The 16,818-nt window shown below is 66.6% G+C and carries 9 protein-coding genes; all 9 read right to left on the bottom strand.

Translation table 11 applies throughout. The features are described from left to right. Positions 1–34: 34 nt before the first annotated feature. On the bottom strand, positions 35–106 hold the full coding sequence (gene pqqA / locus N0B28_RS09475; RefSeq protein ID WP_020289857.1) for a pyrroloquinoline quinone precursor peptide PqqA: 72 nt from the start codon (positions 104–106) through the stop codon (positions 35–37). A gap of 109 nt (positions 107–215) precedes the next feature. Next, complete coding sequence (locus tag N0B28_RS09470; protein ID WP_043860112.1) at positions 216–1,736, bottom strand: aldehyde dehydrogenase family protein; 1,521 nt, start codon at positions 1,734–1,736, stop codon at positions 216–218. Between the two features lie 130 nt (positions 1,737–1,866). Next, positions 1,867–6,444 (bottom strand): hypothetical protein, encoded by a 4,578-nt coding sequence (locus tag N0B28_RS09465; protein WP_275731578.1) that lies wholly within the window; start codon positions 6,442–6,444, stop codon positions 1,867–1,869. Between the two features lie 72 nt (positions 6,445–6,516). Next, positions 6,517–7,290 carry an enoyl-CoA hydratase gene (locus N0B28_RS09460; protein ID WP_043860114.1) on the bottom strand — a complete coding sequence of 258 codons (774 nt, stop codon included), beginning with the start codon at positions 7,288–7,290 and terminating at the stop codon, positions 6,517–6,519. Between the two features lie 14 nt (positions 7,291–7,304). Next, positions 7,305–8,432, bottom strand: a complete 1,128-nt coding sequence (locus tag N0B28_RS09455) for an acyl-CoA dehydrogenase (protein WP_043860115.1) — start codon at positions 8,430–8,432, stop codon at positions 7,305–7,307. Between the two features lie 8 nt (positions 8,433–8,440). Further along, positions 8,441–9,634, bottom strand: coding sequence for an acetyl-CoA C-acyltransferase (locus N0B28_RS09450; protein WP_058541898.1), 1,194 nt, complete (start codon positions 9,632–9,634; stop codon positions 8,441–8,443). 14 nt (positions 9,635–9,648) lie between these two features. Then, on the bottom strand, positions 9,649–10,416 hold the full coding sequence (locus tag N0B28_RS09445; RefSeq protein WP_058541897.1) for an SDR family NAD(P)-dependent oxidoreductase: 768 nt from the start codon (positions 10,414–10,416) through the stop codon (positions 9,649–9,651). A gap of 9 nt (positions 10,417–10,425) precedes the next feature. Further along, the gene (locus tag N0B28_RS09440; protein ID WP_275731575.1) at positions 10,426–12,078 is read right to left on the bottom strand and encodes an AMP-binding protein; all 1,653 of its coding nucleotides are present in this window, start codon (positions 12,076–12,078) and stop codon (positions 10,426–10,428) included. Between the two features lie 136 nt (positions 12,079–12,214). After that, positions 12,215–16,783: an NEL-type E3 ubiquitin ligase domain-containing protein gene (locus N0B28_RS09435; RefSeq protein WP_275731573.1), complete on the bottom strand. Its 4,569-nt coding sequence runs from the start codon at positions 16,781–16,783 to the stop codon at positions 12,215–12,217. Positions 16,784–16,818 lie beyond the last annotated feature (35 nt).

Raw genomic sequence — 16,818 nt, 5'->3', positions numbered from 1 at the left:
GCGCCGGTGCCTTGGGGCACCGGCGCAAGAGGGATCAACGGCTGGCGAAGTACATGGTCACTTCAAAGCCGATACGCAGATCAGTGAACGCGGGTTTTTTCCACATAGGTCCATCCTCTTCTGGCACCACAGGATTGCGGTGCGTCTATTAATACACCGTTGCCGGCGCAGGTCGAATGCTACTTTGGAACAAATTTTCCCACAGCCATCGGGCGTCAGAAGAAGCCCAGCGGATTGATGTCGTAGCTCACCAGCAGGTTCTTGGTCTGCTGGTAGTGGTCGAGCATCATCTTGTGGGTTTCACGACCCACGCCGGACTTCTTGTACCCGCCGAACGCGGCGTGCGCCGGGTACAGGTGGTAGCAGTTGGTCCACACGCGCCCGGCCTTGATGCCACGGCCCATGCGGTAGGCACGGTTGATGTCGCGGGTCCACAGCCCGGCGCCCAGGCCGAACTCGGTGTCGTTGGCAATGGCCAGGGCCTCGGCCTCGTCCTTGAAGGTGGTCACGCCCACCACCGGGCCGAAGATCTCTTCCTGGAACACGCGCATCTTGTTGTGGCCCTTGAGCAGGGTCGGCTGGATGTAGTAGCCGGTCGACAGGTCGCCGGCCAGGCGCTCGCTGGCGCCACCGGTCAGTACCTGCGCACCCTCTTCGCGGGCGATGTCCAGGTACGAGAGGATCTTGTCGTACTGCTGCTCGGACGCCTGGGCACCAACCATGGTTTCGGTGTCCAGCGGGTTGCCACGCTTGATCTGGGCGATCTTCTTCATCACCACGGCCATGAACGGCTCGTAGATCGATTCCTGTATCACCGCACGCGATGGGCAGGTGCACACTTCGCCCTGGTTGAAGAACGCCAGCACCAGACCTTCGGCGGCTTTCTCGATGAAACTCGGCTCGGCCTGCATGATGTCTTCGAAGAAGATGTTCGGCGACTTGCCGCCCAGTTCCACGGTGCTGGGGATGATGTTCTCGGCAGCGCACTTCATGATGTGCGAGCCCACCGGGGTGGAACCGGTGAAGGCGATCTTGGCGATGCGCTTGCTGGTGGCCAGCGCTTCACCGGCCTCGCGCCCGAAGCCCTGCACGATGTTGAGCACGCCCGGCGGCAGCAGGTCGCCCACCAGCTCGGCGAACACGGTGATCGACAGTGGGGTCTGTTCAGCCGGCTTGAGCACCACGCAGTTGCCGGCGGCCAGGGCCGGGGCGAGCTTCCAGGCGGCCATCAGCAGCGGGAAGTTCCATGGAATGATCTGCCCGACCACGCCCAGCGGTTCATGGAAGTGGTAGGCGGCGGTGTTTTCGTTGATCTCGGCGGCGCTGCCTTCCTGGGCACGGATGCAGCCGGCGAAGTAACGGAAATGATCGGCGGCCAGCGGCACGTCGGCATTCAGGGTTTCGCGAATGGCCTTGCCGTTGTCCCAGGTTTCGGCAATGGCCAGCACTTCGAGGTTCTGCTCGATACGGTCGGCAATCTTGAGCAGGATGCGCGAGCGGTCCTGCACGCTGGTACGGCCCCAGGCATCGGCAGCGGCATGGGCGGCGTCCAGGGCGCGCTCGACGTCTTCGGCGCTGGAACGTGGAAATTCGGCGATGACCTGGGCGTTCACCGGCGAGCTGTTGGTGAAGTACTGGCCGTTCAGCGGGGCAACGAACTCGCCGCCGATGTAGTTGCCGTAACGCGGTTTGAAGTTGACAAGGGCGCCTTCGGTGCCGGGAGCTGCATAGATCATGTTCGGGCCTCTGTTGATCCGGGCCTGTCATGACGACAGGCGGTGTACGGATCTTAGGCAGCCCGGGGCGGCTGACGAATCGCCCTTTGGCAGAGGACAACTCGTCATTTGGTAGTAGGCGCGGGCGCCGCTACAGGTCCAGGAACAGCGCCCGGGCCGAGCGGCTGTCGATCTGGCTGCGGTAGATCTGGATCACGCGCTCATTGTCGGCGTCTGCCGGCAACTGGTACTGCCCCCCCTCGAACCGCTGTGCGGCGGTTTTCAGATGCGCCGCGGTGTACAGCCCAGGCTCTGCGTCCAGGGTCGCGTAATGAAAGTGCGCCACCCACAGCAACTGCCCCGCCTTGTCGTGGATTTCGTACTCCTGAAGGAAATCCTGGGCATGACCCTTGCGTTTTCGCGTGGGCTTGCGCGGCTGGAGCCTGTGCAGGCTGACCTCGCCCTGGGCCTTGAGGTAGGCCACCCGACTGACCGTCGGCAACTGTGCCAGGGTCATCTGCACACGCAGACGCCGCCCTTCATCACGCAGGTGCTTGGCCTGCTCGAGCAGGGCCTTGGCTTGCAGCGCCGCATCCTGGCCGGCAGCAGACCGGTCGGTGTCGTTGCCGGCAGTCAATGCCTGTTCGATCTGCCGGGCCAGCTCGTCAAGCGGGCGCGCCTGGTGCGTCAGGATTTCTTCCATCTCCACCGGAAGCATGGCGGTCCTGGCCTGGGCGACGGCGCGCCTGAGCTGCTGCGCCGAGTCGTTCAGCAACCGCGTGGAGCGCTCCAGCAAGCCCGGCAACTGTGCCTGGGTGGCGCGCGCAGGTGCTGGGCGGGGGCGCTCCACCGGCTGCCAGATACCGGCCTCGGCGGTTTCCTCGTAGCGGGCCAGCTCGCGCTGTTCCACCGGGTCGATCACCACCACCACGTCGCTGTCGGCCCCGGCCAGCCGACGCTGCTGCCCCACCACCACGCCGCGGTTGCGGGTGCGTATCAACGTGCGCGAGCGGCTGCCTGAGGCCGGTGGCGCCGAAGGTTGGCGTGGCAGGTCGCGAATCAGCCCGGCCAGTCGCTTCTGGGCAGCATCATGCAGGGCCTGCAGCACCTGCTGGTACTCCTCCACCTGTGCCGCCCCCTGCAAAACCGCGCTGGAGGCCTTGTACAGCTGGGTGCCCTGCAGTGCACTGGCATAGTGGCGCACACTGCTGTCGAGCATCTGCACCCGTTCCTGATCGGTGAACGCCCCGCCCATCTCGAGCTCCAGCTGCAAGCCCAATCGGGCAGACAACACCGTCTCGTAGATACCCTCGCCTCCGGCGTGCCCGCGGTCTGCCTGCAGCACCAACACCCCCAGCATGTTGATCTGGGACGAACGCCAGGCCTGGACTGCCAGCTCTTCACCGCGCATCGCCTCGATCCTGCTTGCCTGGGCCGGGCCGCCGGGCAGGATCTGGCGCAGCTGCCCGGTCAGGCGATCGAGGGCCTGATAGCAGTCGATGATCTGCTCGGTCAGGGTCTTGGCCCCTTCGAGCAGCACCACCAGTTGCCGATAGGTGGGCGAAGTGCCTTCCAGCACCAGTTCGCGCAGACGGTCCTGACCCTGGCCGCCGCGAAGGTTGTTTATGCCGTCCTTGTTATGCATGAACAGGCTTCGCAAGGCGTACAGCAACTGCACGGTAATGCTGGACTCCTCGAACAGGTAGTTGCCCTGCTGGGCGCGAAAGTTTGCCAGGGTTTTAAGCTGGTTCAGTTGCGCATGGCTTTCCCGCGCCTTGGCCAGCCCCTGCCCGTGCCGTCGCAGATCATCCACATAGCGCTGCAATCGCTCGGCCGAGGGCTGCGGCTCCTGTTTCACCACCTCGTCCAGATCGCGCTTGAGCTGCAAGGCGCTGGCCTGGCGCACCGGCTGGTAGTCGTCCAGTTCCTTCTGCAGAACCTCCACGCGAGCCTGGTTGGCCAGGCGCAACTGCTGGATGCGCCGATTCAGCGGCATGCCGCCACGCAAGCGCAAGCCCAGGTCGAACTGCCAGCTGCCATCGGCGGCGTGCCGCAGCCAGGGCCCGGGACGCTGTTGCGCGTCGCGGATTCGCAGGCCGGCATCCTCCTCCACCACGGGGTAGACCTGCCCGCTGACACCCACCCACAGACGGTCCTCATGCAGGTACAACCCCTGCCAGGGCCCGTGGCTGATCGGTGCTCCCAGCCCCTCGCGGCCCTGCACGCGCTGCAGGGGCACCAGCCGCGCGCGCTGTTCGCCGCTCAGTCGGTCCGCCGCCGCTGCCCAGCTGAAATCCAGGCTGTCCAACGCCTGGCCCGAGGGCGAAGCGAGGGCATGGCCGAACTCGGGCTCCAGCACCTGGGCCAGCGGCGACTCGCCCCTCTGCGCAGGGGTTGAGAGCTTGAGCCGGGTGGTGTCGGTCCTGCTCGCCAGCAACGTCAGCGCCAGGTTGAACAACCATCCCGCCAGCTGCCCGTCACCCTCGCTCTGGTGTTGCTGCAAGGTATCGCGCAGGCCCACCGTCAGTTGCACCAGCCAGCCGGCCACCGCAACCGGGCCATTGCACAGTGGCAACAGCGTGTTGAACATCAGCCAGCCCAGTTCGGCATAGGCCGCCCAGCGCTGTTCGCTGGATGACTGCGAGCCGGCCCGGGCGCGGGCCACCAGTTCCTGGGCGCAGCTACGGTACAGATGCACCAGCGGGTCGCCGTCGATCAGCGCGTCGCTGAACGACGCCGGGGCCGGCACCTGAAGGGGAGCGAAGTCCGAGCCGGGCAGAAAGCGCACCGTATGCGGCTGCTCCAGCCCGCCACGCGCGTACACCGGCTGTGCCTTGGCAGGCAGCCGCGCCAGCAGATCGTCGTGCAGCGCGCCGGGCTCGCACAACCGCTCGAACAGGGCCTGGCGCGAGCTGAACTCCTGCAGCGGCTCGCGGTGCAGTGGGCGATACAGCAGGCACGGCCCCTGGCGCGGGTCGCGGCCCTCGACCAGGTACGCATTGAGCGCGACATCGGGGTGTGCACCGGCCTCGCGCAACAGGCCCAACGGACGCAGCACCGCGTCGGTTTCCTCGCCACGGCACAGTGCCGTGACACGCCGGGCACTCAGTGCACTGACCCCTTCGCGTTGACGCAGGCAATACTCCAGCACCAGCATCGGCAGTTGTTCGCGCAACTGATCGACGAACAGCTGCTGGCGACTGGCCGACTGCACAGGGTCATCCAGCAGGCTGTGCTGCAACAGGTCCGGGTAGGTCTGGCCCACGTCCAGGCGGGTGACCTGGGCCTTGATGAATGCAAGATCCAGCCATGTCGGCAGCACTGCGCCGCTGCGGCTGCGCAAGGTGACGCTGCCTGCCCTGAGCAGCCCCAGGTTGCCCACCGCCAGTTGGGCCAGGTTCAGCGTCACCTCGCGAATGCTGCCCGCCGGGGCAAAATCCCCCCCACTGCCGCCGGCGCCGGCAATCACCTGGCGGTTGACCAGCTCGACATCTTCCAGCTCGGCACGGGTGAAGCCCGGGTGCCCGGCATGCACCGCCGCCTGCCACTGGGCCCAGGCGTACTCCGGCATGCCGGGCAGGTCATGCAGGAACGACTGCCCGCCACTGCGCTGCTGCGCCCGCGCCAGGCGCACCAGCATCTCGGTGTACTGCAGGCGCGGCGCCTCGTCAGCGTCGCGCAACCACGTCGGCAACAGCCCGCGCAGGCTGGCCAGGGTCTGGCGCTCGCTCACATCGCATACCTGCACCAGCGAGATGGCTTCGTCCAGGCGCGCGACCAGCGTCTGCACCGGGTCGACCTGCGAATCGAGAGGTGCGGCGGCGATGGCATCGATCAGGCGCAATTGCTGTTCGAACAACAACCGCGCCTGGGCCTGGAAAATCGACAGTTCGGTCTGGTACAGGTTGAGCTTGAAGGTGCCCGAAGCCTGCGCGCCCCAGCCCCTGGCCAATGCCTCCAGCAGTGCGTGGCGCGAATCGAAGCGATACAGCCCACCCGCCAGGGTGTAGAGCACCACGACAGTGCGCAACTGGCCGAGCACCTGGCGCTCGATCAGCACCGCGCTGGCCAGTTCAGGGTCCAGCCCGCCACCGGGTTCGGCATCCAGGCACAGCAGCGACACGCGTACATCCGCGCCGTTGCCGAACTGCGCGCGCTGCGTCGCCCGTGGATAGATGCCGACCATCGTCGCCGTGGCCAGCTCCAGCCCGTCCAGCACGCCAGCCCCTCGGGCCAGTTCGCAGGCGCTGGAAAAACGGCTTTTGAGGTAATCGGCCAGCCAGTCCCAGCGCCCGGTCTGGCCCGGCTCGGCCTGGCCCCAGTAACGGCTGAGCACACGCTTGTATTCATCGAGCAGCAACGGCCCGCATTCATTGAGCAGGGTTTCGACCGCGTGCAGGTCGACATCGGCGGCCTGCGGATACTCGGCGCCGCGCTGCAGGGTAAGGTAGTCCAGCCCGCTGGCCAGGTTGAGGCAGGTGCGTTCGCAATAGCGCCGTATCAGGGCATCGGCCAGCGAATCGAGCCGCGCGCCCTGCCCCGGCCGCCCCCTGACCAGGGTCAAGGCCGATGGCGCCGGGCCCTTGATCCCGCGCACCTGCCATTGCTGCGCGCACACCTGCGCAGCCACGGCGTGCAACGAGGGCCGGGTGACCATCTGGCGGCCGATGGGGCCGCACAGCGAAGCGTGTGTGGCCAACTGCCCGAAAAGCGTATCTGCTGCATCCATGATGCGACTTCCTTGTGAGTAAAGAAGCCGCAGTACAGCGTCACGCCCTGCCGGGCAGGTGGTAGATGTTGCTCAGCGGTCCTTGAACTGGGCCTCGCGCTTGGCGATGAACGCCGCCATGCCTTCCTTCTGGTCTTCGGTGGCAAACGCGGCATGGAATACCCGGCGCTCGAAACGCACGCCTTCGGACAGGCTCACCTCGAAAGCACGGTTGATGCTCTCCTTGACCATCATCGCCACCGGCACCGACTTGCTGGCGATCTGTGCCGCCACCTTGAGGGCCTCCTCGAGCAGTTGCTCCTTGGGCACGATACGCGCCACCACGCCGGCACGCTCGGCCTCCTCGGCCCCCATCATGCGCCCGCTCAGGCACAGCTCCATGGCCTTGGCCTTGCCCACCGCGCGGGTCAGGCGCTGGGTGCCGCCCATGCCCGGCAACACGCCCAGGTTGATTTCAGGCTGACCGAACTTGGCATTGTCGGCGGCCAGGATGAAGTCGCACATCAGTGCCAGCTCGCAGCCACCGCCCAGGGCGAAGCCGGACACCGCGGCGATGATCGGCTTGCGGCGGTTGGCGATGCGGTCGCTGTCGCTGAACAGGTCGTCGATGTAGATCTGCGGGTAGCTCAGCTCGGCCATTTCCTTGATATCGGCACCGGCGGCGAAGGCTTTCTCCGAACCGGTCAGCACCACGCAGCCGATGTTCGGGTCGGCTTCGAGCTGGTCCAGCGCCTGGTTCAGCTCGCGCACGATCTGCGCGTTGAGGGCGTTGAGCGCCTGGGGCCGGTTGAGGGTGATCAGGCCGACCTTGCCACGGATGTCCAACAGAATGGTTTCGAAACTCATGCAAGCTGCTCCCTTCAAAGATTGCGCGCAATGACCATGCGCTGAATGTCGCTGGTGCCTTCGTAGATCTGGCAAACCCGCACGTCACGGTAGATCCGCTCCAGCGGGAAGTCGCTCAGATAGCCATAACCGCCCAGGGTCTGCAAGGCATCGGAACAGACCTTTTCGGCCATTTCCGAAGCAAACAGCTTGGCCATCGAGGCTTCCACCAGCGCCGGGCGCCCGGCATCACGCAAGGCGGCGGCATGATGCACCATCTGCCGGGCCACGGCGATGCGCGTGGCCATGTCGGCCAGGCGAAACGCCACCGCCTGGTGTTCGATCAGGGGCTTGCCGAAGCTCTCGCGTTCGCGCGCATAGTCACGTGCCACCTCGAACGCGGCCCGCGCCATGCCCACCGATTGCGCGGCAATACCGATGCGCCCGCCTTCCAGGTTGGCCAGGGCGATCCGGTACCCCTCGCCCTCCTCGCCCAGGCGATTGGCCAGCGGCACACGCACGTTCTCGAAGACGATCTGGCAGGTATCGGAGGCATGCTGGCCGAGCTTGTCCTCCACCCGCGCCACCTGGTAGCCAGGCGAGTCGGTGGGCACGATAAAGGCACTGATGCCGCGCTTGCCGGCTGCCGGGTCAGTCACCGCGAACACGATCACCACGCCGGCATTCTGCCCCGAGGTGATGAACTGCTTGCAGCCGTTGAGCACATAGTGATCGCCCTCGAGGCGCGCACGGGTTTTCAGGCTGCTGGCATCGGAGCCCGCCTGGGGCTCGGTCAGGGCAAAGGCACCGAGCATCGCGCCCGTGGCCAGCGGCGTCAGAAACTGCTGCTTCTGCTGCTCGCTGCCGAACTTGAGGATCGGCACGCAGCCCACCGAGTTGTGCACGCTCATGATGGTCGAGCAGGCACCATCGCCGGCGGCGATTTCCTCCAGGGCCATGGCGTAGGCGACATAGCCGGTGTCGCTGCCGCCCCACTGCTCCGGCACCAGCATGCCGAACAGGCCCAGCTCGGCCATCTGCTCGATAGCCTCCCGCGGGAAGCGGTGCTCGCGGTCCCACTGCTCGGCAAAGGGCCGCAGGCGCTCCTGGGCAAACTGGCGAACGGCGTCGCTGATCTGCTGTTGTTCATCGTTGACTAGCATGGTGCACCTCAGTCCAGACACTCGACAGCCATGGCCGTGGCTTCGCCACCGCCGATGCAGATGGCCGCGATGCCGCGGCGCAGGCCCTTCTGGCGCAGCGCGGCAAGCAGGGTCACCAGAATACGTGCGCCCGATGCACCGATGGGGTGGCCCAGGGCGCAGGCGCCGCCGTGGATGTTGACCTTGTCGTGAGGCAAGTCCAGCTGCTTCATCGCCGCCAGGGTGACCACCGCGAACGCCTCGTTGATTTCGAACAGGTCGACCTCGGCCAGGCTCCAGCCGGTGCGCTTGAGCAGCGCATCGATGGCGCCGATCGGCGCGGTGGGGAACAGTGCAGGCTCGTCGGCGAACGCCGCATGCCCGTGGATCACCGCCAGTGGCTTGAGGCCGCGCTGCTCGGCCTGGGACCTGCGCATCAGCACCAGCGCCGCCGCACCGTCGGAAATCGAGCTGGAGTTGGCTGCCGTGACCGTACCGCCTTCGCGAAACGCCGGCCTGAGCTGCGCGATCTTGTCCAGGCGGGCCTTGGGCGGCTGTTCGTCGTGGCTGACCAGGCGGGTCTGCCTGCCCTCGGTCACCTCCACCGGCACGATCTCGGCGGCAAAGCTGCCGTTCTCGATCGCCTGTTGCGCACGGGTCAGCGAGGCAATCGCAAAGTCGTCCTGAGCCTGGCGGCTGAAGCCCTGGGCCTGGGCGCAGTCCTCGGCAAAGGTGCCCATCAGGCGACCCTTGTCGTAGGCATCTTCCAGGCCGTCGAAAAACATGTGGTCGATGACCTTGCCGTGGCCCATGCGGTAGCCGCTGCGCGCCTTGTCCAGCAGGTACGGGGCGTTGGACATGCTCTCCATGCCGCCGGCCACCACCACCTCGGCAGTACCGGCCAGCAGCAGGTCATGGGCCATGATCGCGGCTTGCATGCCCGAGCCGCACATCTTGTTCAGGGTGGTGCAGGTGGTGCCCTTGTCCAGGCCGGCCCCCAGGGCCGCCTGGCGTGCCGGGGCCTGGCCGAGACCGGCTGGCAGCACGCAGCCGAACAGCACCTGGTCGACGCTGTCGGCAGCCACGCCCGCACGCTCGACGGCTGCGCGAATGGCGGCAGCGCCCAGTTGCGGTGCAGTCAGGCTTTTGAGATCGCCCTGCAGGCCGCCCATGGGCGTGCGCACGGCGCTGACGATTACGATGGGATCATGGGACATGCTCATGCGGTTCTCCTGAATTACTTGGCAGCCATGCGCAAGGCACCGTCGAGGCGGATCACCTCGCCGTTGAGCATGCTGTTTTCAATGATGTGACGCGCCAGCGCCGCGTACTCCTGCGGGCGGCCCAGACGCGGCGGGAACGGCACGCCGGCCGCCAGCGAGTCGCGTACTTCCTGGGTCATGCCGGCCATCATCGGGGTTTCGAAGATGCCCGGCGCGATGGTCATCACGCGGATACCGAAGCGCGCCAGTTCGCGGGCGGCCGGCAGGGTCAGGCTGGCAATCGCGCCCTTGGAGGCAGCGTAGGCCGCCTGGCCGATCTGCCCGTCATAGGCGGCGATGGAGGCGGTATTGATGATCACCCCGCGCTCGCCGTCGGCGTCGGCACCGCCCTCGGCCATGGCCGCTGCCACCAGGCGCAGCAGGTTGAAGCTGCCGATCAGGTTGACGTTGATCACCCGGCTGAAGCTGTCCAGGCCGTGCGGCCCCTGCCTGCCCAGGACCTTCTCGGCGCCGACGATGCCGGCACAGTTGACCAGCCCGTGGAGGCTGCCAAAGGCGCTGACGGCCGCGTCCACGGCGGCCTTGGCCGGGGCTTCCTGACTGATGTCGGCCACGGCGAAACGGGCCTTGTCACCCAGGGCTTGCGCCTTGGCTGCAACGGCCTCGGCGTTAAGGTCCACCAGCATCACCTGGGCACCGGCGCCGATCAGCATCTCGGCGGTGGCGGCGCCCAGCCCGGAGGCGGCGCCGCTGACGATGAAGTTCTTGTTGGCAATTTGCATAAGGGGTCCTCAGGCGCTGGCGACGGGCGCCGGCGCGGTGTGTTGTTTGGCTATTTCCTGATTGCGCAGGATGAAACGCTGCAGCTTGCCGCTCGGGGTCTTGGGCAGCTCGCCGACAAATTCGATTTCGCGCGGGTAGGCATGTGCATAAAGGCGCTGGCGCACATGCTGGCGCAGGTTTTCGGCCAGCTCCGGCGTGCCCTCCACGCCGCTGGCCAGCACCACGAACGCCTTGATCAGTTCGGTGCGCTCCGGGTCCGGCTTGCCGACCACGGCGGCCTCGATCACCGCCGGGTGCTCGATCAGCGCGCTTTCCACATCGAACGGCCCGACCCGGTACCCGGAGGTGGTGATCACGTCGTCGCTGCGCCCGACAAAGCTGATGCTGCCGTCCTGGTTCAGCTCCACCGTGTCGCCGCTGAGGTAGTACTTGCCGACGAAGGCCTTGGTCTGCACCCCGTGGTAGCCACCGAACCAGCACAGCGGTGACTGCTCGCGGTCCACCGCGAGGATGCCGGGCTGGCCGGGCGGCAGTTCGTGCTGCTGCTCATCAAGCACAACGATGCGATGACCCGGGATGGCAAAGCCGGCCGAGCCCAGGTGCACCGGGTGACGCAGGCCGTGGTGGTTGCACAGCACCATGCCCAGTTCGGTCTGACCATAGTGATCGTGGATGGTCACCTGCAGGTGTTCGGCGAACCAGCGGATCACTTCCGGGTTGAGCGGTTCGCCGGCGCTGCTGACCACCCGCAGGCGGCCCTTGATCGGCTCGGCGAAGGCCTGGCCGGCGGCGATCAGCATGCGATAGGCCGTGGGCGACCCGGCCAGGTTGGTGATGGCGTACTTGTCGATCACCCGGCAGGTACTTTCGACACTGAACGGGCCGTCGAAGAAGGTGGTGGCCTGGCCCAGCGCCAGCGGCCCGGTGACGGCGTAGTACAGGCCGTAGGCCCAGCCGGGGTCGGCCAGGTTCCAGAAGTTGTCTTCGGGGCGCAGGTCGATGGCGTCGCGCATGTAGCCCTGAAACGCCACGATGGCCCGCAACGGCACCTCCAGCGGCTTGGCCGGGCCGGTGGTGCCGGAGGTGAACATCAGCAGGAAGGGGGCCTCCCCGGACAACAGCACAGGCGCGCAGTCGGCGCTGGCAGCGTCCAGGGCAATGTGAAAATCCAGGTCGCCGCTGCCGGCCTGGGCATCGACGGTAATGATCCGCGCACAGCCTTCGACCTCGTCGAGCTTCGGGCGGTTGGTGCGGTCGGTGACCACCACGCGGGCGCCGGAACTGTGCAGGCGGTGCTCGATGGCCTTGGGCCCGAAGGCAGTGAACAGCGGCTGGTAGACCGCCCCCAGGCGCCAGGTGGCGAGCACCGTGACCAGCAGCTCGACGGTGCGCGGCAGCAGCCCCGCCACCCGGTCGCCCGGCCCCACGCCCTGCGCCTTGAGCACATTGGCCAGGCGTGCGGCGCGCTGCTGCAGGTCGGCAAAGGTGTACTGCGCGCAGGCCCCGTCGTGGCGCTCCCAGTACAAGGCCACGCCGCCCTCGGCGGCGTGCCGGTCGCAACACTCGACGCAGGCGTTGAGCGCACCCAGGTTGCCCGCCAGCACGGCATCGGCAGTGTGCAGGTAATCGAAAGCACGCTGCGCGTCGTGATAATCACGCATTGCCAGACTCCTCGTTTCTTATTGTTGGAATAGAACGAATGATCTGACGATAGTCGCGCCACCAGCGCGCAGCGACAATGGCCAAAGCTGTCAATCTGGATGACTGGTTTGGCCACTGCCTGCACAGCCCCCGGCGCTAGCCCGCAGGCGGCGTGGCAGCCTCCAGCGCCGCCTGGGTCAGGCGCAATGCCAGCGCCTGCACTGCCGCCTCGCGTTCGCTGCGCAATGCGTTCATTCGCGTCAGGTACACCCCTTCCTGCAGCGTGCCCTGTTGCGCGGCCAGCACCTCGAGTCGATCCCAGAACGGTTGTTCGACCTGCTCGAACTCGCCTTCGTGAGCCTGGCGCAGGTAGGCCAGCCAGAAATCCCGGCCGCTGATGAACGTTGCCAGCTGGTCGGTCTGCTCGGCAGCCAGCACCACCCGCTGGGCCTCGTGTATCTGTGCCGGTGCCACGGCGGCCACTTCGGCGAACTGCATGTTGCGCGGTTGCCCGGGCAGGTCCAGTGCAGCGGCCAGACGGGTGCGATAGGCCAGGCTCACCTCGACCTCGTCCACCCCACGCGCCTCCTGCGTCCTGGCCTGGATGTCGGCACGCGCGAACTGTTCGACCTGTTCAAGACGAAACAGACGCCGCGCGAAGGCGAGCAACGCTTCGCCCTGCTGCTCGTTCGGGCTGTCTGCGCGCACGGTCTGAAACAGCAGAAACCGCACTTCGAGCGCACTGTAGGTGGACGACACGCTGTCCACGCACGTGGTCGGGCTGGCCGCCAGCTCGAACAGTTCCTCGCGCAGCGCCGTGTGCTGCGCCATCGCCTCGAGCATGCGCCACACGCGCTGGTCCAGTTCGGCCCGGGTATGCTGGAAATCCGCCGACCCGGTCAGTTCGGTCAGCAACTGGAAGAAGTCTGCGGCGCCAGGCTCTGCAATCAGGCTGTCCCAGTAACGGCTGCGCACATCCAGCTGCGCCTCGTTCGCCAGCTCCAGCCACAGTGCGCGGGCTTGCGCAGTCGTTTCAGCACGTACCATGACACCGGCCGCAGCCTCCACCACGGGCAGCAACTGCTGCAGATCGTTGATGCGGTCCCAGGTGGCCTGCGGCAGGGGGTTACGCTGGAGCAGGTAGATGTTCAGCGACTCGGGCACGAAGAACGTCTCCGGTAACTGGGTGATGAGGTTGTCGCGCAAGTCGACCACATCCAGAAACGGACATTCGAGCAACCCGGTCGGGAACAGCTGCAGGCGCGTGCTGCGCAACCACACGTGGCGCAAGTTGTACATGCCGGCCATGTTCGGCAGGATCTCGATGGGATTGTTGTCCAGGTTCAGCACTTCAAGCCGATGCAGGGACGCAAGGGTATTGACCCCGGTGTTGCGCAGGTTGATCTGGTTGAGGTTCAGGTTCACCTCACGCAACCAGTTCATGCCGTTCAAGGCAGGCGGTATGCGCCCGAAGCGGTTGTTGGCCAGGTTGAGCCAGCGCACGCCGACAAAGCGTTGCAGGAAGCTGTTCGACAGCTCGGTCAGCCCCATGCCCACCAGGCTCAGGTCTATCACGTGGGAAAAATCGATACCGGCCCCCAGCGGCGGCAGATGCCCCACCGGCATCGCCACCAGGTTCAGGCGATAGCCGATCAGCGTGCCACCCCCATTGGTCACGCGATCGGTCTGTCGTCGCCAGCACCGGCGCAGCTCATCGGCCACCAGGCGTCGCCACTCGCGGGACTGGCCAAAGACCTGCCGACACCACAGCTGCAGGCTCGCATCGAGGCGCTGGTACTGGTCCAGCAGGCGCATCAGTGCCGTCATCGGTTCAACCGAGCCCCCCTGCAGTTCGGTCAGAAGCACATCGATCTGGAGTTGGTCATAGCCCGGGAACAGTACACGCACCACACTGACCAGGGACCGTCGTGTCGCACTGCCCCGGCCACTGAGCGGATACCCGATGCGACCGTCGGGCAAGCGCTGGGGCGGGCTGAAGCGCCCGGCCGAGCGCGCCTGCCCGATCAGTTGCGCGGCCTCGGAGGGATTGGCCAGGGCCCGCGCAGCCAGGGCCTCGCGCATTTGTGCCGCGCTGTCATGACGCGTCCAGCCCAGGGCGCGACGCTGCTCGCGCGTCAGGCAGCAGGCAATCGCCTCGAACAGCCCCTGGGGCGCCGGGATCTCGTCGTCGAGCTCGTAGCCTTCAGTGTCGTACACCGAAAACTGCCCGTCGCGACGCACCAGCACGCGGGTCTGGCGGGTATCGCTGAGTGACAACTGGCGCTCGATCACCCGCCCGCTGGACGAACCTTCGCGCAGCTCCAGGTTCAGCCCGTCGGGCCAGGCCGGCATGCGTCGCAGCAAGCCGAAGGCCAGGCCCACGCTGTCGTCACTGTGCACGTTCTGCAGGCACAACCCCTCCAGCGCCCTGCTCAATCGCGCCTCACGCAAGGTGTGGCGTGCCTGCTCGGCGACCGCCAGGGGAATGCGGCGAGTCTGATCCATCATCTGGCGCTGCGTGGCATCGGCCTGCTCTGCCAGCGCCTGGGCATAGCGTCGCGCCAGCCCGGGAAAGTCACGTTGCAACAGGCTCACACGGCTATCGGCAGCGGTCAGCGTGGCCGCCTCAAGGTGCTCGAACAGTTCGAAGCGCAAGCGCGGCATCTGCTCCCAGATGTGATCGAGCTCCGAGTCCTGCCCCGCGTCTTCGACACCCTGCAGATGCTCCCTGCAGAAGGCATGGAGCACAGGGTCCAGGCCCTGGGCATCGGTTTGCCGGTGCAGACGCTCGAAGAATCTCGAGATGCGCGTATCGATACCGAAACGGACCAGGGTATCGCGCAGGCGAACCGGCATGCCCCGGTTCTCCACGTGCAGGCCGCGCAGGCGCGCCTCGTCCATACCGGCAATGACCATGACCTGGTCGATCTGCGCATCGCTCAGCCCTTCGGCCAGCGGGCCCAGGCGCCGCATCAGCAGGGCATTGCCCGCCCACTGCAGCGCATGCTCGCCAGGCAGGCGCCAGGCGCCTTCGCCATTGGTTTCCAGGCCGGGCGAGTAGGCTTCGGCACGCTGCGGGTGCACCATAACCCAGCGCCCATCGCGCTGCTGAACCTGATAGGTCTGCCCTTCATGCCTGAGCCACAGCGCGCCTGCATCCTCATACAAGCCATCGCCGCGCGGCACCAGGGTTTCAGGCAAAGGGTGGGCATGACGGTAGCTTGCCAGGTCTTCGTTCCACAGCCTGTATTGGCCCGTGCTGCGCACTATCGGCATAAGGCCGTCGACGAAGGCCGAACGTTTGGCCACCGCCACCAGGCCCGCCACACCCGCCCCTGTTGCAACGCTGGCCAGCACGTTTTCGGCCACGCCGGTCAGATGCGCCAGGGCCTCCTTGCGCTGGCCCTTGCTCCAGTCGACGGCGCCCTCGTAGACCTCGCCCAGCAACTGCCCGACGCTACTGAGCAGCATGATCTGGCCAACCCCGGGGACGAACGAGGCCGCTATGCCGAGCAGGGTTTCACCTGCGGCCAGGTAGGCCTCGCGACGTGCTTCGGCCAGCGCATCGTCGACCCTGGCCGTAGGCACGGCAAGCACCGCTGCGTCGGCCTTGAGCCGGGCGATACGCCATTGCGCAAGGCTGGCGAACAACTCTCCGGCCAGCGGGTAATCGAGCAGTTCCAGGTCCGGGCGCGCCGCGTCTCGCTGCGCCTGCCACGCCGCGCCGAAAGCTGCACGCTCCTGCTGGCTGATCAGGCCCTGGAAATAGCTCAGGTAATCAGCCGATTTCAAGGCCAGGCCCAGATCGGTTGCACAGGCATACCAGGTCGGATACTGACGCAGCGGGCGCTGCGGATCGCCAGGCAGAAACACCACCACCTGGCGCACCAGGCCGGCCTCGGTCCAGCGTATCGCCCCCTCCAGGGGTTCGCCACGGGCCAGAAAGGCGACCGCGCCCTGTACCTGCTGCCCCAGCACCTCGATGCTGCGCACCCTTACCGGGTGCTCGGCGTAGGTCACCTGGCTCGCCCCGTCGACCACCTGGCGCAGCATGCGGTAGGCCACCTCGTCGATGTCCTTTTTCAGGTAGCCGACCTGGGCGGCCACATCCAGCTGATCGCGCTGTTCGCGGGCCAGCAGCGCATGGCGCTGGCGCTTGAGTGCGTCATCCGGCGGGTCGAGCACACTGTCCAGATGAGCCTGATACTTCTGGCCCAGGTCCAGCGTGCGGCACAGGCCGGCAAACCGCTCGGGCGCGACGCCCAGTGCCTGACCCGCAGACACGATCGCCGTGCCGCGAAAGAATCCCCAGTAGCCGCCGGCAGTCTCGCTGAAGTTCTGCAGGGCACGCTGCAACAGCGGGCTCTGGATCTCGATCGCCTCCAGATAAGGCATGGGCGTGACCGAAAGCCCCGGGCGGTACTGACGCAGGCGCACTTCCTTCCAGTGCGCCGCACGCGTGTCCAGTTGCAGCCCCAGGGTGTCGCGCAAGGCCTTGTCCAGCAGGGGCGCAGCGAACACGTCGGGCGACTGCAGGAGCTGGAACAACTCGGTCAACGCTTCAAGCGACGCCTGATGCCGGATCAATGCAGCGCTCACTGCACGCGCCTGTTCCCTGGATGCCGTGCGCAGCCAACCCGGCAGGCGTTCGGCGATGAATTGATCGAGGATGGTGGGATCGTCTGTGGTGCCGGTGGTTTTGCGGGTGCTCGAGGTCGGGCTCATGGCGCCTGCTCCATCAAGGGGTGGGCACCCAGACT

Source organism: Pseudomonas sp. SD17-1, assembly GCF_029201585.1.
Taxonomy (GTDB): domain Bacteria; phylum Pseudomonadota; class Gammaproteobacteria; order Pseudomonadales; family Pseudomonadaceae; genus Aquipseudomonas; species Aquipseudomonas palmensis.
This window is presented reverse-complemented; position numbering and strand designations above follow the sequence as displayed.

Bases quoted from the DNA above. Each gene is read 5' to 3' on its own strand.
- N0B28_RS09465 (WP_275731578.1), bottom strand. From the start codon at position 6,444: ATGGATGCAGCAGATACGCTTTTCGGGCAGTTGGCCACACACGCTTCG.
- N0B28_RS09455 (WP_043860115.1), bottom strand. From the start codon at position 8,432: ATGCTAGTCAACGATGAACAACAGCAGATCAGCGACGCCGTTCGCCAG.
- N0B28_RS09435 (WP_275731573.1), bottom strand. From the start codon at position 16,783: ATGAGCCCGACCTCGAGCACCCGCAAAACCACCGGCACCACAGACGAT.
- N0B28_RS09445 (WP_058541897.1), bottom strand. From the start codon at position 10,416: ATGCAAATTGCCAACAAGAACTTCATCGTCAGCGGCGCCGCCTCCGGG.
- N0B28_RS09440 (WP_275731575.1), bottom strand. From the start codon at position 12,078: ATGCGTGATTATCACGACGCGCAGCGTGCTTTCGATTACCTGCACACT.
- N0B28_RS09470 (WP_043860112.1), bottom strand. From the start codon at position 1,736: ATGATCTATGCAGCTCCCGGCACCGAAGGCGCCCTTGTCAACTTCAAA.
- N0B28_RS09450 (WP_058541898.1), bottom strand. From the start codon at position 9,634: ATGAGCATGTCCCATGATCCCATCGTAATCGTCAGCGCCGTGCGCACG.
- N0B28_RS09460 (WP_043860114.1), bottom strand. From the start codon at position 7,290: ATGAGTTTCGAAACCATTCTGTTGGACATCCGTGGCAAGGTCGGCCTG.